Raw genomic sequence first — 19,498 nt, 5'->3', positions numbered from 1 at the left:
AGGTAGCTGTGTTTAGTACATGACAGAGACATACCAATCACATCCATTTCTTGGAATGCATCGGTACCAATGTGGGAACTAGCAACTTGACCAGTGATAGCTACGAGTGGGATGGAATCCATAAAAGCATCAGCAAGACCTGTGACTAGGTTAGTTGCCCCCGGGCCTGAGGTTGCCATACAAACAGCGACGTCTTGCGTTGCTCGAGCCATACCGATAGCGGCCATTGCAGCGCCTTGCTCATGACGACATAGGATATGTTCAACCCCGCCGTCATAGAGTGCATCGTAGATTGGCATGATGGCACCGCCAGGGTAACCAAATACGGTCTCAATGCCTTGTTGCTTGAGTGCGGATACGACCAGTTCTGCGCCTTTCATCGTAATTCCTCCGTATTACCTTTGTTTTGGTAATTGTTTCCATTGTCTCTGCACATCTTGTGCTCCCATTCTTCCTGTAAATCGGCAAAGCCGAAAATGTTTCAAAATATAAAATCGAATGTCTAAATTAGAAAAAACCCCCGGACTTTTCAGTGCGGGGGTTTTTTCTAATTCGTGGTTACTTTTTTCCCACTCGCCCCCGCGCAGTCTCAATAATGACTACGATAATCAGGTTAATCAGTGCGTAAATGCGAGCGTTAAATGTCATAAAGTTCGAGTTTTCTCGTTTATTGTCTTAAGTAAATGTCTACATCTCTAGTGTTATCACACAAATCTGCTGCATGACAAGGAAAATGTCATTCTTTTTTCACATTAAAACACCATTCCACCACGCTATATAACAACCTTATCGCTTTGGTGAGCAATGAATATCCAGAGTGAATACTTTTAAATCAAAGACAAAGGAAAGTTATGGGACTCGCAATAATTCATAGCCGAGCTAGTGTGGGTGTAGAGGCACCAGAAGTGACTGTGGAAGTGCATATTAGCAACGGAATGCCCGGTTTTACGCTGGTGGGTCTACCTGAAACGACGGTTAAGGAATCTAAAGATCGAGTAAGGAGTGCCATCATCAATTCTCGCTTTGAATTTCCATCGAAAAGAATCACGGTCAACCTTGCACCTGCAGATTTACCCAAAGAGGGAGGACGTTTCGATCTGCCAATTGCGCTTGGGATTTTGGTGGCGTCAGATCAGCTTCCTACATCAAAAATAGTTCAACATGAATTTATCGGTGAGTTGGCGTTATCGGGAGAGCTGCGTTCAGTCAAAGGAGTGCTACCAGCAACATTAGCGGCGGATAGTGTTGAGCGATGCTTGGTGGTTCCGCACCATAACGGTGATCAGGCGGCCTTAGTTGGCAAGGGAGCGCATAAATCTGCACAAACCTTGTTGGAGGTTTGCGCTGATATGTGTGGCCAGGCTCAGCTTGGTTTATATCGAACCGAGCATCATCATGTCGATGTGTCTGATAATCGTGACCTACAAGATATTATTGGCCAGCAACAAGGTAAGCGAGCACTGGAGATCGCCGCAGCGGGCAACCATAACCTTCTTTTTCTCGGCCCGCCCGGAACTGGAAAAACCATGTTGGCGTCTCGATTGCGCGATTTGTTACCTGAGATGAGTGACGACGAGGCGATGGAAACCGCTTCGGTGGCTTCTTTAACGCAACAAGAAATCAATCAATACAACTGGAAACAACGACCTTTCCGTTCTCCACACCATTCGAGTTCGATGGCAGCATTGGTCGGTGGTGGCTCGATACCTCGCCCCGGAGAGATCTCTTTGGCGCATAACGGATTATTGTTTCTCGATGAGATGCCTGAGTTTGAGCGCAAGGTGCTCGATTCATTACGAGAGCCTCTAGAGTCAGGTGAGATCATTATTTCACGCGTGGCAGGCAAGACTCGTTTTCCTGCACGCTTTCAGTTGGTCGGAGCCTTGAACCCAAGCCCGACTGGTTATTACGAAGGCAATCAAGCACGCGCTAATCCTCAGATCATATTGCGCTATCTCAATCGATTATCGGGGCCACTGCTTGATCGGTTCGATATGTCATTGGAGATCCCACTATTGCCCAAAGGGATGTTGGCTGAAGGTGGCGATCGTGGTGAAACGACTCAAGTGGTAAAGCAAAGAGTCAAACAAGCGCGCCAGTTGATGCTGTCTAGGAACCATAAATCGAATGCGCTGTTAGGCAGCCGAGAAATTGAAAAGTACTGCCCATTGAGGCGTGAGGATGCAGAATTTCTGGAAACGGCTCTGCATCGATTAGGTTTATCAATTCGTGCTTATCATCGCATTATTAAGGTAGCGCGAACCATTGCGGACCTAGAGGGTAATGAGCAGATTGAAAAGAAGCATTTATCAGAGGCACTTGGTTATCGAGCGATGGATCGACTCTTGAAACAACTCTCGGCTCAAGCTGTATAGTCATGCCAATCGTAGTAAACAACGGGTCATTTATTTACTGTGATTGGTATAAAAACAAGAAAGCCTGCTTTTACGCAGGCTTTCGTTGTTATGAACTAATGGTTATTAGAAAGCAGTGATTAGAACTTGTAGTTCAAGCCAACTGAGACGATGTATTGTGATTCATCGTAGAAGGTAATGTTCGAGTCGCTGGTGCCGTAGCCCGCAAGCGAAACAAACGACCAGTTTTCCCAGTCCATGAATTGATCATATTCATACGCGGCAAATAGGTTGATGTTGTCGTCGCTGCGCTTCTTGCTGTAGATAGGGTTGCTTGCATCGTAAGAGCGTTGGTTATAGCCCGCTGTTAGTGCGTATTGGTGACGACCCATACCGCCAAACAAACTCACTTCACCGCCAAACTGTTCATAAGAGGCAGCTTTGCCATCGGCAGAACTTGATTGGTAAATCAATGATGGTACTAACATCATGGTGCGGTTGATTGGTTGACGGTACTGACCTTTCAGGTAGAAAGTATTGGCATCACGCTGTAATTCTTCTCTAACCCGATCATCTTCCACATCTTTGGTGGCGTAGGCCATGTCTAACGAGAAAGCAGACCCCGCAATGCTACTTAGTTTCACACGAAAGGCATTGCCTGTTTCATCCGTTTTGGTGCGACCTGAAGTGGTGTTGTACGGGTCGGCCCAAGTCTCACCTGACATGATAGTCGGCAAAAGTGAAGCGTCGATGGTCATGCCTGACTCTAGTTGGTATTTATAACCAACCTCAAGCACGACAGTACCTGTTGCTACGTCATCACGAGTGGTACCTGTGTATACCTGGTGATTCAATTTCTCGCCAAAGGTGTAAGCAATACTGCCTAAAGGAGCGACAAGAAATGAGCTTTCAGATGAGGCTTTCTGGTTAATGGACGAAATGGTGCTATTAGCATCGGTATTAAAGTTTGAGGTGGAAGAGGTAACCCCTGTATTAATAGAGATTTCACCACTGAAACCTTGTTCGTCTGCAAGCTTGGCAAAAGCAGGAGAGGCTGCAATGCTCAGTGCCAAAAGCGTTATTTTTATTTTCATTCAAAGGCTCCTTGCCTACCAGTTCTTAGGACTGGATATTGATATCAGTAAAGCACAACGTTTTCAGGATGATTGTTTATCTATGAATCTTTTTGAACTAGTGCAAAAAAGGAAGCCGAAGCTTCCTTTAATCAATACGTTACTTCTTAAGTAGAAAGTTAACGAGCTCGAAGTACTCATCGAGAGAGCTAATACCTTGAGCGTCTACTAGGTAGCGGTTGTTAACGACGACCGCAGGAACACCAGAAAGACCGCTGTCTTTGAATGCTTTGTCGAAGCGGCGAACCATAGAGTCGACTGCAAAGCCGTTGTATGCCGCATCGAATTTCTTAGCATCAACGCCTTCGTCTAGGAAGATTTGACGCAATTCTTCTTCATCGCGTGGTGGCTTGTTCATGGTGTGGATGCGGTTAAACATCACTGGCACCATTTTATCTTCAACTTTCAGTGCAATCATGGTTGCGTAAGCTTTGCTCATTGGCAGACCCATGTTGCCACCCATGAATGAAACATGGTTCTTCTGTAGCTTAGCGTCTTTTGGTAGCTGTTGTTTTAGCTGCTGGATGATTGGTTCAAAGCTATTACAGTGTGGGCAGTAGAAAGAGAAGAACTCTGTCACCATTGGTTTTTTTGATGCTTCTAGATCGAGAACTTTGTAGTGTTCACCTTCGTTAAATTTCGCAGCGTGAGCTGAAAGGCTCAACATGATCAATGAGAAAAATGCGAATAGCTTTTTCATTTATCCAATCTCCATTATGTTTGAATTTTTATCTAGTTGTGTTGCGATTGCTGTTACCACTGAGGCATTAACGAAAGTGGTGGCTCTTGCAGGGTAGCAATTTGCTCTTTACAAGCAAGTACTTGTTGCTCCCAATATTTTGGATCATTAAACCATGGGAAGGCTAGAGGAAATGCAGGATCGTTCCATCGTTTCGCCAACCATGCCATGTAATGCACCATACGTAGACCGCGTAGTGGTTCGATTAGTTTCAGTTGCGCGGTATTAAAATCGCAAAATTCTTGATAGCTCTCTAGCAGAATATCCAGTTGCATTAGCTTATCTTGACGCTCGCCGTTAAGCAGCATCCACAAATCTTGTATCGCAGGGCCGTTACGTGCGTCATCAAGATCGACGAACATTGGCCCGTCACGCCATAAGATATTGCCTGGGTGGCAGTCACCATGCAGGCGGATATTTTCAATATTGCTTGGCCACTGGCTCTCTAGCTCTTTGATCAGAAGGTCGACATCATTGAAGAACGCGTTCTCTAGGTGTGTCGGGATAAACTGAGAGTTATCTAGAATTTTACGTGGTTGATAAAGGTATTCATCTAAGCTGATGGTTGGGCGATGTTGGAATGTTCTTCCTGCGCTGGCTTTATGAATACGCCCAAGAAAACGTCCAACGCCTTCCAATTGGTCTAGATTGTCGACTTCGTACTGTCTGCCACCAACACTTTCAAATAAGGCAAATAGGTAGCCTTGATATTCATGTAAGGTTGCGCCATTGATTCGCATTGGAGGTGCAACTGGCATCTCTTGTTCGATAAGCTCGAGTGCGAAGTCATGCTCTTCTTGGATCTGTGCTTTGTTCCAGCGCTGCGGACGATAAAACTTAACGACGTAGCGTTTACGGTCTTCATCGGTGAATTGATACACTCGATTTTCGTAACTGTTGAGAGCGAGAAGCCCGGATTCAGCACGGACTCCAATACTCTCCAGTGCGTACCACATGAAGTCGGGAGTCAGGTTATCAAAGTTAAAGGCTTGCATCGTCATAGAATAAAAAAGGCTCATTACTGAGCCTTTTTCCATTTATTGGGTTGTTATACCTAGCACTAAGGTGACTGGTATCAGAGCTTCTTGATAAAGCGGCTTTCGACTTTCATCGTAAACTCTTCATTATCCGAGAGTATAAACTGAATTGTCGAAACTGGTGAGCTCAGTTTTTCTGGATCGACGCCCAAACTGATAGGAAGGTTTAAAACCTCACCAGGGTCTACGGTAATCTTTTGTTTACCGTACCAGATAGAATCCGGTAGCCCGCTGACATCAAGTTTGTACTCTTGCTCTTGCTGAGTCTTGTTGATGACTTTCAAGTTGTAAGTATTTTCGACAAGCCCTTGGCTATTGATTCTAAATAGTTGGTTTCTATCGCGCAGAACGCTTAAGCCTGCAGGATCAACACTCGCGATTTGTGCGAAAAACAGCCCCAACATAACGATCAGTATTACGCCATAGCCCAAGAGCTTAGGACGCATCACCTTGGTTGAGTGCCCCTCAAGCCTATGTTCGGTGGTGTAGTTGATCAGACCTTTCTCATAACCCATACGTTCCATGGTGTTGTCACAAGCATCAATACACGCGCCACAGTTAATACACTCGTATTGCAGACCATCACGAATATCGATACCCGTCGGGCACACTTGAACGCATAAATTACAGTCAATACAGTCGCCTAGCCCAAGTTCTTTTGGATCGGCTTTACGAGAGCGAGGGCCGCGGCTTTCACCTCGCTCAGTGTCGTAACCCACGATGAAGGTATCTTTATCGAACATTGCCGATTGGAAACGCGCGTAAGGACACATGTGCAGACAAACAATAGAACGCATCCATCCCGCATTCGCATAAGTACACCCAGCAAAGAACAATACCCAAAACACCGGCCAGAAAGTCGAGTTAAAGGTAAAGAAGCCAACCACCAGTTCTTTGATTGGGATGAAGTAACCGACAAAGGTTAAGCCCGTCGCAATCGCAATCGCCCACCATGCGATGTGCTTGATGGTTTTTCTGAGAATTAAATTGCTCGTCAGTTTGCCTGAGTCTTGCTTTCTTCGCTTATTGGCAGCGCCTTCCAGTTTCTCTTCGAACCAGATGTACATGAAGGTCCAGACGGTTTGTGGACACAGGTAGCCACACCAGACTCGCCCTAAGAAGGTGGTTATGAAGAACAAGCCAAACGCCGCAATCATGAAGAGGATAGCGAGTAGCGTTAGATCTTGTGGGTATAGGGTTGTACCAAAGAAGTTGAACTGTTGGCTGCCGATATCGAGCAAGATCGCTTGTCGCTCACCAAATGGGATCCATGGGATAAGCGCAAAAAGTAAAAGTAAGAACCAACCGCCATAACGGCGCAGTTGTTGGAATTTACCTTTGCTTTCTCGAACATAGATTCGGTTACTTGGGTTAAATCGATCTCCATTACCTTTATGTGTTTTTGGGTTAAAGGTTTTAGGAGTCACATCTTTGATATCGATTTTATCCTGACTCATGGACTATCCTTTTTGTGGCTTGTTTGCCCGGTTAACTCGAGCATGACGACATTACTTGAAAGTATGGTTTAGAGAACCTGTAGAAATTGAGTTTGGTGCATTTATTGGTATCGCACTCACTCTTATTATTTTAGAAGATTCTTATGGATGGCGATTATAGCGACAATCTTGTTCTCATTTCTTTAACGCTATCAACCTTTAACAACAAAAGTCATAACAGTTGTGACGAAAAAATAGCGAACAGAAACAAAAAAGCGACCGAGTGGTCGCTTTTAAACATTGAGTTTTTTATCTATACGGCAATTGAGCCCTAAATAAATAGGCGACTAAAGAAGGCCACGTGCTTTTAGAATTGCGGTTTTGAAATCATCTTCTTGGTCTTTTTTAAGACCTGGGATCATTTCATCTTTTTCGCTATTACGCATTTTTAGATGGTAGATAAGAACATCGTCAGTTAGCTCTTCAAGCTTACCTTGGTAGCCCGCTTCTTTTGATAGCTTAATGATGAACTCTAATAGGTTAAGCTCTTGATCTTTCTGCCACTCAGGCTCCATCAGTTCAAGCAGTTCTTCAATGCGGTGACACTTCATACTTTATTTCTCCACAAATTTTATAATGATTTGTGGCTAAGGTATCAAATCGGGTAGGGAATACCAATGTGTAAACACATTTCAAGATGGGAGCGGGCAAGAAAAAAGCGCAGTAAAAACTGCGCTTTTTGTTAAGCGGCTTTAATTACTTTTGTTGCAGTCGGTGCTAATAAAGCAGCCTTCTCAACGAGAGTCATTGTAGGAGCCAATTTCTTAGCCGTTGGAGCAGCAACAAAGCCACTACGACGACGCATCGCACTACGGTTGGTGTGCGAGAACCTGACAGCTGTTGGGCGCATTAATTTACCTAACGGTCAGGCATATCCATTGCCAATCTAATGGCCTGATTTATCATGAGCTCCGCCTCAATTGCTTGAAGAGTCACTCGTCTGGCTTTCGCCAATCCGAAAAATAAATCAGGATAATGATATGCATGCATATCAAGGGTTAGATTATCACTATCTAAGTTATCGATCGACGCCTGAGTGATAATTAAACGATATTAGAGCTAAAATAGTGTGAGCAGTATATTTGAGTTTGAACCTCTTTCAGGCTTAAGATGATGCTTTAAAGGAGGTGCATATGTCGTTCTTAAAGAAAACGTTAGCAAGTTTTGGAATTGGATCTGCCAAGGTGGATTCTGTATTGCAACAGGAAGTGCTTTATCCAGGTAAGAAGGCGAGCATTATTGTACATGTCTACGGAGGCGCTCAGCCGCAGGAGATCGATAACATTGATCTCAACTTATGCTGTCGCTACGTCAAAGAAGTTACCGCGAACTCGCAAGGGCAAGAGGGCGGTCATAAACGCCGAATGCACCAGACATACTCGCTGGCAAAATGGAGCTTGCCGTATGCCTTTGTGATTCAACCGGGTGAAACCCGTGACTTTGAATGTGAGTTTGATGTGCCACTGAACACACCGGTTACGATTGGTGATTCAAAGGTATGGCTGGAAACCGGGTTGGATATTGCGATGGCGATTGACCCATCGGATAAAGACACCTTAACGGTTCGTCCCGACCCACTGCTCGATGGTATTTTTAACGAGCTTGAAGCTCAAGGCCTGCGTATTCGTCAAGTGGAATGTGAAGCGGTCAAAGGCTTTGAACTGCCGTTTGTACAAGAGTTTGAGTTTGTGCCGACGACGGGTCCTTATCATGGCCGTTGGCGTGAATTGGAAGTGGTGGCTCATCGTGATGAAACAGAGCTGAAGTTGTGGTTCGAGATTGATAGAAATCGCGATGGTGCAAAAGGCATGTTAGCTAGCTTGCTAGGCGTTGGTAAGCTACAGCGTCAATTGAGTGTGCCACTGGATACCTCACCACAAGATGCTGGCAAGATGGTACTTGAATATCTAGATAACGCCTCTTAGTTCCTATAATCCTTTATTTAACTCTTTGGTTATTTAGTTTTGGATCTTTTAGCCTCATTTCATATTTCAGGCGTTATTAGTGTCATAAAAGGTGTCATAAAAATTTAAGCTTACACGTGTAAGCTTAATGTGCAATACTGGGTCAATCGAACATTTACTCTAGTAGGATATTCATGTCTGCATCATCAGCCAGCGAATACAGTGACATCGAAGAACGCGCTAATGCAATAACCCATGGCTTGGGCGTTGTGCTCGGCGTGGTTGGTCTGATCTTGCTGCTTATTCGTGCGTTTGATTACCAAGCCGACATGCTAACTGTTGCTAGTATGGCGGTGTATGGCAGCAGTATTATTCTGCTCTTTATCGCCTCCACGTTATACCACTCGATCACCACTGAGAAAACCAAGCGCTTACTCAAAACCCTTGACCACTGTGCGATTTATTTGTTGATTGCAGGCAGTTACACGCCGTTTCTCTTAGTGGGCTTAAGAACCCCATTGGCTATGGGTTTGATGGCGGTGATCTGGGGGATTGCGCTGGTGGGCATCATCATGAAGATAGCCTTCGTTTATCGATTCAAGCGTTTATCGCTGTTCATTTACCTAGCGATGGGTTGGCTATCTTTGATAGTTGTTTATCAATTAGCGATGAATATCGATATAGGTGGTTTGGTGTTACTGGCAGTTGGCGGAGTGATTTACTCGCTGGGTGTGATTTTCTATGTGGCAAAACGCATCCCTTATAACCATGCCATCTGGCACTTGTTTGTATTGGCGGGCTGCGCTTGCCATTTCTTCGCTATCTATCTGTTTGTGACACCAGTTTAGTTTTGATTGAACCGGTATGCCCCTAACGGGTAGAAACGTCAGTGATCTCCACGTCTATTTTATATTCAGGATACTTATCAACATCGATCGCTAAGTATTTACCTTCTGCCGAAGTTTGTGGTCGAAGGTAGGTATCAGCAAGGCGCTTAATGGATTGCCAAGTGTTGATACTGCCTTGATGCAGCAGCTCACCCGTTGGTGAGTAGACTGTGATATTTAGCGTAACTAGCACAACGGCTTCTGTGCTTTGGTTAGTGACTGAAATAGGTAAGATTAGCTGTTCATTCTCGTAGAGTCCTGCCCCAATCAAAACGTCCACACCTGATTTGGAAAGCTGCAAGCTTGGCTTGGTGTCTCCAATCTTGATTGTGGTACCGCGTGTGTTTTTGGCTACAGGAATACTCGTCAATGCTGACTCTGCATTCGATGATGCGTTACTCACATACTGCCAAGTAAAATCGTCTTTTAGTAACACTTGCTTGCCATCAGACAATGTGACCATTTGATCAGCAAAGGCAGAACTTACGAATACTGAGTTTGCGAGCAATGCGCTAGCGAGAAGTACGTATGATTTCATCTGTGTTTCCTTAAATATTCGCGGAATTAGCGTCGCCAAAAGGCTGGGAAAAATAGAACAATGAGCGTCAGTATCTCGAGTCGTCCCATTAGCATGCCTAAACTTAGCAACCATTTAGCGGCGTCTGGCAGTGGAGCAAAGTTCCCGGTTGGACCGATCACGCTGCCCATTCCCGGACCCACGTTGGCAACGGCTGTGATAGCGCCTGAGATGCTTGTTATTGGGTCTAACCCCATCGCACTCAAACCACCAGCAATTAAGATAATCGTGATAAAGAACATCAAACCAAATGCCACGAGTGAACGCACAATGTCGTCATTCACAGGTCGCTGATTGTAGCGTTGAACAAACACGCCCGATGGGTGAATTAGCTTCATCATTTGTTTGTGGAGCATGGTCATCGCGATCTGGAAACGGAAGATTTTAATACCGCCAGAGGTTGAACCCGAGCAAGCTCCCGCCATCATTAGGAATGCAAACAAGGTGGTTGGCAGTGCACCCCAGGCGGTGAAGTCTTCTAGGCCAAAACCGGTTGTGGTGACGACTGATACGATGTTGAACATCGAAACACGCATCGCATCCATAACAGTGTAGCCATCTCTAACCACCAACCATGTTGATATTACGGCGCTGGTGACCAAGAACAGGTATGTAAAACCTCTTACTTGCGCGTCTTTGTAGAGTATTGAGAGCTTTCGGCCTCGCAGTGCGCTAACAAACAGTAAGAACGGCAGGCCGCCAAGGAACATGAACAGGGTTCCCACCCAGTGAGCACTGTTGGAGAAGTGGTTCATCGATCCATCTGAGGTTGAGTAACCCCCCGTCGACAGTGTTGTGAACGCGTGATTGATCGCGTCAAAGATGCCCATGCCTGCAAACAAATAGCTAATGATGCATAAACCAGTCAGAACCAGATAAACCGCCACGATGTTCTTCGCGACTGTTTTCGCTCGTGGGCTACTTTTATCTGACCAATCGGATGATTCAGTTTGGAACAGGCGCATACCACCAACGTTGAGCATTGGTAGAACCGCTACCGCCATCACGATAAAGCCGATACCGCCTAACCATTGCAGTATAGAACGCCACAACAGAATACTTGGTGCCATGCTGTCTAAGCCGCTTAATACGGTTGAACCCGTCGTGGTGATACCAGACATGGTTTCGAAGTAGGCGTCCGTAAAGCTGATGTGGTTGATGAAGACAAACGGCAGTGCAGCAAAGGCACTGGCAATGGTCCAAACCAAAGAGGTGATAAGGAACATGTCCCGCACCCCAAGTCGGAACTTAGCGGAGCGGCCCAAGCTCAAGCAGATGAACGCCACAATGTGCGTGATCACTACCGATTGACCAAACTCGAGGAAGCCACCGGTGCCTGTGAAAAAGGCAACCAATGTAGGGATGTACATGAAAAGGGCGAGTTTTGATAATACTAACCCTATCACTAATAATATCGGACGAAAGTTGACCATAGCTTAATAGACCATAGCTTAAATAGATTACAGCTTTGTGCCGGAGCGTCGCTCTCACAAAAAGAAAGTTGCGAGAACGATGCTTACGAGAACAAGGCTATAAGAAGAACGGGCTCGGTTGGAATAGAGACTCAACATCCGGTACGTATTTCTTGTCCACTAGGAACATCACTACGTGGTCATCCTGTTCGATTACGGTTCTATCGTGCGCGATAAGTACCTCTTCTCCGCGAACAATCGCACCAATGGTGGTGCCCGGTGGCAGTTTGATGTCGCCAATCGCTCGGCCAACCACTTTCGATGTGGTCTCGTCACCGTGAGCAATGGCTTCAATCGCCTCAGCAGCACCGCGACGTAGAGAGGATACGTTAACAATATCAGCACGACGAACGTGAGTAAGTAGCGCAGAAATCGTCGCTTGCTGTGGAGATATCGCAATATCAATCACGCCACCCTGAACAAGGTCGACATAAGCGCCACGCTGAATCAGCACCATTACTTTCTTGGCGCCCATTCGCTTCGCCAGCATCGCTGACATGATGTTGGTTTCATCTTCATTGGTTAGAGCGATGAACACATCTACCTGATCGATGTTCTCTTCGGTCAGCAGTTCTTGGTCGGCTGCATCACCACAGAATACGATGGTGTTTTCTAATTCTTCAGATAGCTTCTCGGCGCGAGTGTAGCTGCGCTCGATAAGCTTGATGCTGTAGCTCTGTTCAAGGCGTTTTGCCAAGCTTGCACCAATGTTACCACCGCCAACAATCATGATGCGACGATACGGTTTCTCTAGACGCTGAAGCTCACTCATTACTGAGCGGATATGGTTACTTGCTGCCACAAAGAAAACCTCATCATCGGCTTCAATGATGGTAGTACCTTGTGGGCGAATAGGGCGACCTTGACGGAAGATAGCGGCAACACGAGTATCAATGTGCGGCATGTGCTCACGCAAAGCAGACAGTGCGTTACCGACCAGTGGCCCACCGTAGTAGGCTTTTACCGCGACTAGGCTAACTTTCTGTTCAGCAAAGCTCACAACCTGCAATGCACCTGGATATTGAATCAGGCGCTCGATGTAGCTGGTGACGAGTTCTTCTGGGGCAATCAAATGATCGACCGGAATCGCCCCTGATTTGAAGAGTGCTTCTTTCTCTTCTAAATACTGTGGAGAGCGGATACGGGCAATACGGTTTGGTGTGTTAAACAGAGAAAAGGCAACCTGACATGCGGCCATGTTGGTTTCATCCATGTTGGTTACGGCAACCAACATGTCGGCATCTTGCGCGCCCGCTTCACGTAGTGTGTTCGGGTGGCTGGCATAACCGTTTACAACTCTAAGGTCGTATTTGTCCTGAAGTTCACGAAGTCGGTCGGCATTACGGTCGACAATCGTGATGTCATTGTTTTCACCCACTAGGTTTTCAGCAAGGGTACCGCCAACTTGTCCAGCACCTAGAATAATGATCTTCATAGCCTTTCTCTTATTTTTTGCCGTTGTAATTCTAGTGATCTCTTTTCGCTTTGATAATGCACTAGAAAGAAACAGCGGCTAAGAAATAAATTCTTAGCCGCTGTTAGTTGTTATGCCTGTTTTACTAGAACTGCGTAGTAGAAGCCATCCATATCTTCTTCACCAGGTAGTATTTGACGACCCGGTTTTTCGATATCAGACCCAACTAGCGTTGCGTTCTCGGTGCGCTCTAAGAATGCTTTCACTTGCAGCACGTTTTCTTGCGGCGTGATAGAACATGTCGCATAAACCATGGTGCCGCCTTCTTTTAGCTGGCGCCACATTGCATCCAAAATCTCACTTTGCAGCTCTGCTAGTGCATCAATATCAGATGCACGGCGTAGCCACTTAATGTCAGGGTGACGGCGGATTACACCCGTCGCTGAACACGGAGCATCAAGTAGGATGCGGTCAAACTGACTGCCTGTCCACCACTCTTCAGGGTAGCGAGCATCACCACAGATTACGTCGGCACGCAGTTGTAGGCGTTCAAGGTTATCGTAAACGCGGTCTAGGCGTTTAATATCACTGTCGATTGCAACCACTTCAGTGTCTTGAGTATGTTCAAGAATGTGTGCAGTTTTGCCACCAGGTGCTGCGCAGCAATCTAGGATTAGCTCACCATCTTTTGGTGTTAGGAAATCAACGGAAAGCTGAGCTGCAGCATCTTGCACCGATACCCAGCCTCTGTCGAAGCCAGGAAGCAAAGTAACGTCACAAGGTGAGGCTAATTTTATGGCATCAGCCGCTTCAGGGTGCAGTGTGTATTCAATGTTTTCGTTTTTAAGCAGTTCAACATACTCGTCACGAGTGTGGTGTTGGCGGTTTACGCGCAGCCACATTGGTGCCTTGCTGTTGTTTGCTTCAACCAATTGCTCCCACTGATCTGGGTAGCTTTCTTGAAGCATTTTTAGGATCCAGCTTGGATGGCTGTATTTGCCCGCATTGTGGCTAACGGCTTTCTCATCTAGCTCTTCTTGATCGCGCAGGTAGCTGCGAAGCACTGCGTTGATCAAACCACTCAGGCTTGGGCCGCGCAGTGTTTTGGTTGCTTCAACTGTTTCAGCAACGGCAGCATGCGAAGGGATGCGCATAAAGCTCAACTGGTAAATGCCTACTAAGATCAGGTGGTGGAATACGCGCTTTTTACCTTTAAGCGAGTTTTCCATCAGTTCGTTAGCGATTGACTCCAAGCGAGGCAGGTAACGAAGTGCGCCGTAGCAAATCTCTTGCAGTAGAGCATGGTCTCGCGGACGGATCGTTTTTTGAGCCGCAGGGAGAGCGTGTGAAAGAGAGTGGCCTTTATCGACAACTTGGAATAGGACATTTGCAGCAGCAGCGCGAACATTCATGAGGGGTACCGAATATTTATTTGAATACATGAGGGCATCTCTGCCCTCGTAAAGGTTTTCTAAATAGTGTTTTTACAAGCTACACGTTTTTAAGTACATATTGAGTAGCTTTAAAGCGGTTAAGAAAGTTGAGTACCAACTTCAAACCAGCTTGCACGTGAGTTCAAGATATCTTGAACTGACATGGCTTTTTTGCCTGGAACTTGTAGTTGTTCCAATACTAGTACTTTGTCGCCAGTCGCAACATAAATACCAGTCTTATCTGCTTTGATGATTGAGCCAGCTGGCGCAGATGTCGACTCTTCATCAACACGTGTCTGCCAAACTTTAATGCTTTTTTCATCACTAGAGCTGCTATCAACAATCGCAAAGTGACTCATTGGCCACGGGTTGAAAGCGCGCACACAACGTTCGATGTGTTCTGCACTGTCATTCCAATCAATTTTTGCTTCTTCTTTGCTCAGCTTCTTCGCGTAGTTAGCAAGTTCGTCGTCTTGCTTCTCAGCAACAGCCTTACCAGAAGCGATGTCTGCTAAGCACTCAACAAGAGCATCAGGACCAAGGCCAGCCAACTTTTCGTACATTGACGCGCTGGTGTCTGTTGCTTCGATTGGTAGCGTCGCGATACTTAACATATCACCGGTATCTAGGCCGATATCCATCTGCATGATCGTCACGCCAGTCTCTTTATCGCCCGCCCAGATAGAGCGTTGGATCGGAGCAGCACCACGCCAGCGCGGTAGGATAGAACCATGCACGTTAATACAACCCAAGCGAGGCGTATCTAATACAGCTTGTGGAAGAAGCAAGCCGTAAGCGACAACAACCATGATGTCAGCATTCAAATCTGCTAGCTCTTGCTTAGCTTCATCTGACTTGAAGTTTTCTGGTTGGTAAACCGGAATATTGTTTTCAAGTGCGATGTTTTTTACTGGGCTCGCAGTCAGTTTTTTACCGCGGCCTGCTGGACGATCTGGCTGTGTGTAAACAGCAATAACTTCATGCTCCGAAGACAACAACGCCGCCAAATGACGGGCGGCGAAATCCGGAGTACCTGCGAAGACAATTCTTAAAGATTGACTCAAGGTAGACTTCCTTCTTAATTTAGTAATAGCAGCGGTTATTAACCTTGTTTCTCGTTGAAACGTTTAATCTTCGCTAGCTTATCTTGAATACGTTTGCGCTTTAGTGGCGATAGGTAATCAACAAACAACTTGCCTTCTAGGTGGTCAAGTTCGTGCTGAACACAGATAGCCAGAAGGTCGTCAGCGTCGAATGTGAATTCGTTGCCTTCACGGTCTAATGCTTTAACCGTTACTTCTGCAGCGCGAGGGACTAGAGCTCGAGCGCCTGGTACAGATAGACAGCCTTCTTCGATACCATCTTCGCCACGTTTGTCGGTAATTTCAGGGTTGATCAGAACCATAGGCTCGTCACGTGTTTCTGAAATATCGATAACAACGATGCGCTGGTGGAAATCTACTTGCGTTGCAGCAAGGCCGATACCTTCTTCGTCGTACATGGTTTCAATCATGTCATCAACGAACTTTTGAATCTCTGGGGTAACTTCTTTTACCGGTTTCGCCACGGTACGTAGACGATCATCTGGTAATGTTAATACTTGTAATACAGACATATACACTCGAAATATTGAACTGTGCCGAAACAGCTTAAACCTTGTTGGCTCAATTCTAGACATTTTAGAGGTCAAATGACAGCATCCTGAAGGTAATTCTCTAATCAGATGTCATATATTCAGACCAAGGAACCTAGGTCATGCGTCATTTTTCCCCCGCTTTATCTCTTATTTGTGCCTCGCTTTCGTTCGCTGCTATGGCTGAAAATAGTGAGCAACCTTTAACCATTAAACAAGGCGCACCCGAAGCGTATGTGGTGGTGAAGGGCGATACTTTGTGGGATATCTCCGCGATGTATCTCGATAGCCCATGGCTGTGGCCGAGGTTGTGGCAGGTCAATCCTGAGATAGAAAACCCTCACCTTATTTACCCCGGAGATAAATTGTCTCTGGTTTGGATTAATGGCGAGCCTGTATTGAGCCTCAAACCCGTCATCAAGCTAAGCCCTAAGATTCGTGTCTCTGAGAAGAAAGCAGTACCTACCGTCAATGAGGGGCTGGTTTTGCCGTATCTACAGTCTGATCGCTTGGTGGAGCAGCAAGATATCCAATCTGCTCAACGAGTGTTGGGGACAAGTGATGGTAAACGTTTCTTATCAGGTGAAGACCGACTATTTATCTCGGGCAATCAGCAACATCAAAAATGGGGTATTTACCGTTCTGTCGAAACTTACCAACGACAGCAACCTCAAGCGAGTATGACTTCTTTGCGTTTGGTCGCCACGGCGCGCTTGAAAGAGGTGGATGCTGAGTTCAGTAGTTTGCAAATAGAGACTCAGCTGCAAGAGGTACTGCTCAACGACCTCGTGTTACCAGAACTTGGCGTTGATCAGGTGAAGCTCTCAACCACATTTTATCCAGCGCCTAGTGCTGCGGGGCAATTTGCTAATATCTTGGGTTCATTAGACGGCAGCCAATACAGTGCAAAGAATCAGGTCGTGGTTATTAATAAAGGCTCACAGGACAATCTTCGCCAAGGATCTATGTTTACGCTCAGCGAAAGCGGCGCGGTGGTGTTTGGTAAGCAGGGTGAATACAGCTATAAAGAGTCAGCGGCGAGCGATAAGGTGCAGTTGCCAAGTACCTCACTCGGTAGTTTGATGGTCATTCGCCCTTATGAGTATTTTAGCTTGGCTTTGATCACTCAGAGCTCTAAGCCGGTTAGCAATGACATTCTGGCTGTATCGCCTCTGGATCTGGCTTTGACGGAAGAGCTTAAGGGCTCCGAGTGAATGAGCAACAACTGAGTGCTTGGCTAACTCTAAGTTTTGTACCGCAATTGGGTGGCAAGCGACTTTCTCGACTGCTGAGCATTGATTCCCCTTCGAATATTGTTGGCTACTCAAGCCAGCAACTGCAAGCGCTTGGTTTGTCTGCCAAGCAAATTTCCTATCTAAGAGAGCAAGCCCCAAGAGAAGTGGAGGCTTGCCTGGCGTGGCAAGCAAAACAAACTAACCATCACATCATTACCCCGAATTGCTCGCATTATCCCAAACTGCTGAATGAGACCGCCTCTGCGCCGAGCGTGCTTTTCGTTAAAGGTCACGTTGAAAAACTGATTGAGCCTCAAATCGCAATGGTCGGCAGTCGTAATGCCAGCCTCGAAGGGCTGCAGACAGCGAAGTCCTTCGCCAAAGAGTTTGTGCAAAACGGTTTAATTGTCACCAGTGGATTAGCGTTGGGCATTGACGGCTATGCTCATGATGGTGCTCTGGATAAAGGAGGGGAAACTTTTGCGGTGTTGGGTTCAGGCTTGGACTCCATTTATCCTGCACGTCACCGAAATCTAGCGGATAGAATTTGTGAGAATGGCGCGCTGATTTCAGAGTTTCGCCCAAGCGCAAAACCACGACCTGAACATTTCCCTCGGCGTAACCGTATTATAAGTGGGTTATCGCTCGGAACCTTGGTAGTTGAAGCTGCTGAGAAGAGTGGTTCTTTGATTACGGCTCGCTATGCCATGGAGCAAGGCCGAGAGGTGTTTGCGCTGCCTGGCTCAATTCATAGTCCAACCAGCCGCGGAGGTAACAGCCTAATTAAAGCTGGTGCATGTTTGGTGCAAAATGCTCAAGATGTTCTGATCGAAATAAAGAGTCTGTTAGACTGGTCTATAGATCAGCAGCCCAGCTTGTTCGAACCTACGCCCAGTATGGGGGAAAATGAACAATTGCCATTTCCACAGCTGTTAGCTAACGTAGGGTTAGAGGCGACACCCGTTGATATTTTGGCACAGAGAACCCATATACCTGTGCATGAGGTCATGATGCAGCTTTTAGAGCTTGAGCTCTCAGGGCATGTTGTTGCAGTTTCCGGTGGCTATATTCGAAAGGGGAGAGGCTAAGCTATGATGATGGACATACTGATGTACTTGTTTGAAACCTACATCCATAGCGATTCTGAATTGCAGGTGGATCAAGATGAGCTGGAAGATGAGCTTCTTCGAGCAGGGTTTCACCAAGATGATATTTATAAGGCCCTCCATTGGTTAGAAGATCTTGCTGCATTGCAAGATACTGAGAACCAAGCGGCGATTAGTGTGTGTTCCAATACCTCGATGCGTATTTATACCAGTCGAGAGATTTCACGTATTAATATGGAGTGTCGAGGTTTCTTACTTTTCCTTGAACAGATTAATGTACTCACGACAGAGATTCGTGAAATGGTGATTGATCGTGTGATGGGGCTTGAGACAAACGAATTTGAATTGGATGATCTGAAATGGATTATCTTAATGGTGCTATTTAATGTACCGGGTAATGAAAGTGCTTACACGCAAATGGAAGAGCTGTTGTACACCAAAGAGCAAGGTATCTTGCATTAATACAGGCTTGTCATGAGTAGTAAGATTGATAATCAGCTTTTTTCAGCACATGAACATGCACTAGAGCATGAACCATGTCCACAGTGTGGTGGAGAGCTTCAGCTTCGCCATGGTAAGCACGGCCCATTTTTAGGCTGTAAGCAGTATCCTAGCTGTGATTACATCAAGCCTCTGCATCAGAACGATGGCCACGTAGTTAAAGAGCTGGGTGTGCCGTGCCCTAAATGCCAAAACGAATTGGTATTAAGGCAAGGCCGCTTTGGGATGTTCATTGGTTGTAGTAGCTACCCAACGTGTAATCACATCGAATCTTTGGATCAACCAAAAGAACAACCTGAAGAGCAGCCACTTGTTGCTTGTCCTGAGTGTGGCAGAGGCCATTTGGTTGAGCGTAAATCTCGCTATGGTAAAACCTTTTATGCGTGCGATAACTATCCTAAGTGTAAGTTCGCCGTTAATCAGCCACCTGTTATAGGTCGTTGTGAAGAGTGTCAGTTCCCGCTGTTGCTGGAGAAGAAAACGGCCAGTGGCACTAAGAAGCAATGTGCTGATCGCAAGTGTCATCACATTCAATCTCAATAACTTGATGTTATAGAAAAAAAACGGCGCTCAATGA

General features: G+C 46.1%; 20 protein-coding genes. 7 read left to right on the top strand and 13 right to left on the bottom strand.

Going from position 1 to position 19,498, the window contains the following annotated elements; genetic code table 11:
• On the bottom strand, window positions 1–380 hold a 380-nt coding region (locus AB4496_RS10800), incomplete at its 3' end, for a thiamine pyrophosphate-binding protein (protein WP_372130933.1).
• Window positions 381–851: 471 nt separating this feature from the next.
• On the opposite strand from AB4496_RS10800, the gene AB4496_RS10795 reads away from it, so the two are divergent.
• Complete coding sequence (locus tag AB4496_RS10795; RefSeq protein ID WP_009848110.1) at window positions 852–2,375, top strand: YifB family Mg chelatase-like AAA ATPase; 1,524 nt, start codon at window positions 852–854, stop codon at window positions 2,373–2,375.
• A 119-nt stretch (window positions 2,376–2,494) separates the two neighbouring features.
• Here the strand turns inward: AB4496_RS10795 and AB4496_RS10790 are convergent, their stop codons facing one another.
• The 6 genes from AB4496_RS10790 to AB4496_RS10765 form a co-directional block, all read right to left on the bottom strand.
• The gene (locus tag AB4496_RS10790) at window positions 2,495–3,448 is read right to left on the bottom strand and encodes a DUF2860 domain-containing protein (RefSeq protein WP_009848109.1); all 954 of its coding nucleotides are present in this window, start codon (window positions 3,446–3,448) and stop codon (window positions 2,495–2,497) included.
• Between the two features lie 139 nt (window positions 3,449–3,587).
• The gene (locus AB4496_RS10785; protein WP_009848108.1) at window positions 3,588–4,187 is read right to left on the bottom strand and encodes a thiol:disulfide interchange protein DsbA/DsbL; all 600 of its coding nucleotides are present in this window, start codon (window positions 4,185–4,187) and stop codon (window positions 3,588–3,590) included.
• Window positions 4,188–4,240: 53 nt separating this feature from the next.
• Window positions 4,241–5,227, bottom strand: coding sequence for a serine/threonine protein kinase (locus AB4496_RS10780; protein WP_102258034.1), 987 nt, complete (start codon window positions 5,225–5,227; stop codon window positions 4,241–4,243).
• A 74-nt stretch (window positions 5,228–5,301) separates the two neighbouring features.
• Window positions 5,302–6,720, bottom strand: coding sequence for a cytochrome c oxidase accessory protein CcoG (ccoG, locus tag AB4496_RS10775; RefSeq protein WP_009848106.1), 1,419 nt, complete (start codon window positions 6,718–6,720; stop codon window positions 5,302–5,304).
• A gap of 326 nt (window positions 6,721–7,046) precedes the next feature.
• Window positions 7,047–7,310, bottom strand: coding sequence for a YihD family protein (locus AB4496_RS10770; protein WP_009848104.1), 264 nt, complete (start codon window positions 7,308–7,310; stop codon window positions 7,047–7,049).
• A gap of 131 nt (window positions 7,311–7,441) precedes the next feature.
• Window positions 7,442–7,609 (bottom strand): hypothetical protein, encoded by a 168-nt coding sequence (locus AB4496_RS10765; protein WP_009848103.1) that lies wholly within the window; start codon window positions 7,607–7,609, stop codon window positions 7,442–7,444.
• Window positions 7,610–7,892: 283 nt separating this feature from the next.
• Between AB4496_RS10765 and AB4496_RS10760 the strand changes: the two genes are divergently transcribed.
• Together AB4496_RS10760 and AB4496_RS10755 are read left to right on the top strand one after the other, a co-directional pair.
• Window positions 7,893–8,684: a sporulation protein gene (locus AB4496_RS10760; RefSeq protein WP_009848102.1), complete on the top strand. Its 792-nt coding sequence runs from the start codon at window positions 7,893–7,895 to the stop codon at window positions 8,682–8,684.
• 173 nt (window positions 8,685–8,857) lie between these two features.
• A complete protein-coding gene (locus tag AB4496_RS10755) occupies window positions 8,858–9,511 on the top strand; it encodes a hemolysin III family protein (protein WP_009848101.1) in 654 nt (217 codons plus the stop codon).
• A gap of 22 nt (window positions 9,512–9,533) precedes the next feature.
• Here the strand turns inward: AB4496_RS10755 and AB4496_RS10750 are convergent, their stop codons facing one another.
• From AB4496_RS10750 to def, 6 genes are all read right to left on the bottom strand, one after another.
• Window positions 9,534–10,088, bottom strand: a complete 555-nt coding sequence (locus AB4496_RS10750; protein ID WP_009848100.1) for a DUF3157 family protein — start codon at window positions 10,086–10,088, stop codon at window positions 9,534–9,536.
• A gap of 26 nt (window positions 10,089–10,114) precedes the next feature.
• The gene (locus AB4496_RS10745; protein WP_009848099.1) at window positions 10,115–11,560 is read right to left on the bottom strand and encodes a TrkH family potassium uptake protein; all 1,446 of its coding nucleotides are present in this window, start codon (window positions 11,558–11,560) and stop codon (window positions 10,115–10,117) included.
• A gap of 97 nt (window positions 11,561–11,657) precedes the next feature.
• A complete protein-coding gene (gene trkA, locus AB4496_RS10740) occupies window positions 11,658–13,034 on the bottom strand; it encodes a Trk system potassium transporter TrkA (protein ID WP_004735766.1) in 1,377 nt (458 codons plus the stop codon).
• 110 nt (window positions 13,035–13,144) lie between these two features.
• Window positions 13,145–14,425, bottom strand: coding sequence for a 16S rRNA (cytosine(967)-C(5))-methyltransferase RsmB (gene rsmB, locus AB4496_RS10735; RefSeq protein WP_009848098.1), 1,281 nt, complete (start codon window positions 14,423–14,425; stop codon window positions 13,145–13,147).
• A gap of 119 nt (window positions 14,426–14,544) precedes the next feature.
• On the bottom strand, window positions 14,545–15,510 hold the full coding sequence (gene fmt, locus AB4496_RS10730; protein ID WP_009848097.1) for a methionyl-tRNA formyltransferase: 966 nt from the start codon (window positions 15,508–15,510) through the stop codon (window positions 14,545–14,547).
• 38 nt (window positions 15,511–15,548) lie between these two features.
• Window positions 15,549–16,061 (bottom strand): peptide deformylase, encoded by a 513-nt coding sequence (gene def / locus AB4496_RS10725; protein ID WP_004735769.1) that lies wholly within the window; start codon window positions 16,059–16,061, stop codon window positions 15,549–15,551.
• Window positions 16,062–16,201: 140 nt separating this feature from the next.
• Between def and AB4496_RS10720 the strand changes: the two genes are divergently transcribed.
• Genes AB4496_RS10720 through AB4496_RS10705 form a run of 4 tightly spaced genes read left to right on the top strand, consistent with a single transcriptional unit; the run spans window position 16,202 to window position 19,464 of the window.
• A complete protein-coding gene (locus AB4496_RS10720; protein ID WP_009848096.1) occupies window positions 16,202–17,293 on the top strand; it encodes a LysM peptidoglycan-binding domain-containing protein in 1,092 nt (363 codons plus the stop codon).
• Window positions 17,290–18,402 carry a DNA-processing protein DprA gene (dprA, locus tag AB4496_RS10715; protein ID WP_102258033.1) on the top strand — a complete coding sequence of 371 codons (1,113 nt, stop codon included), beginning with the start codon at window positions 17,290–17,292 and terminating at the stop codon, window positions 18,400–18,402. Before AB4496_RS10720 ends, dprA begins: the two co-directional genes overlap by 4 nt.
• A gap of 3 nt (window positions 18,403–18,405) precedes the next feature.
• Entirely contained in the window at window positions 18,406–18,882 is a 477-nt protein-coding gene (locus AB4496_RS10710; RefSeq protein WP_009848094.1) for a DUF494 family protein, read from the top strand.
• Between the two features lie 12 nt (window positions 18,883–18,894).
• The gene (locus tag AB4496_RS10705; protein ID WP_004735775.1) at window positions 18,895–19,464 is read left to right on the top strand and encodes a type I DNA topoisomerase; all 570 of its coding nucleotides are present in this window, start codon (window positions 18,895–18,897) and stop codon (window positions 19,462–19,464) included.
• The last annotated feature ends 34 nt before the right edge of the window (window positions 19,465–19,498 follow it).

Source organism: Vibrio sp. 10N.222.46.A1, from assembly GCF_041473595.1.
Classification (GTDB): domain Bacteria; phylum Pseudomonadota; class Gammaproteobacteria; order Enterobacterales; family Vibrionaceae; genus Vibrio; species Vibrio tasmaniensis_A.
This window is presented reverse-complemented; position numbering and strand designations above follow the sequence as displayed.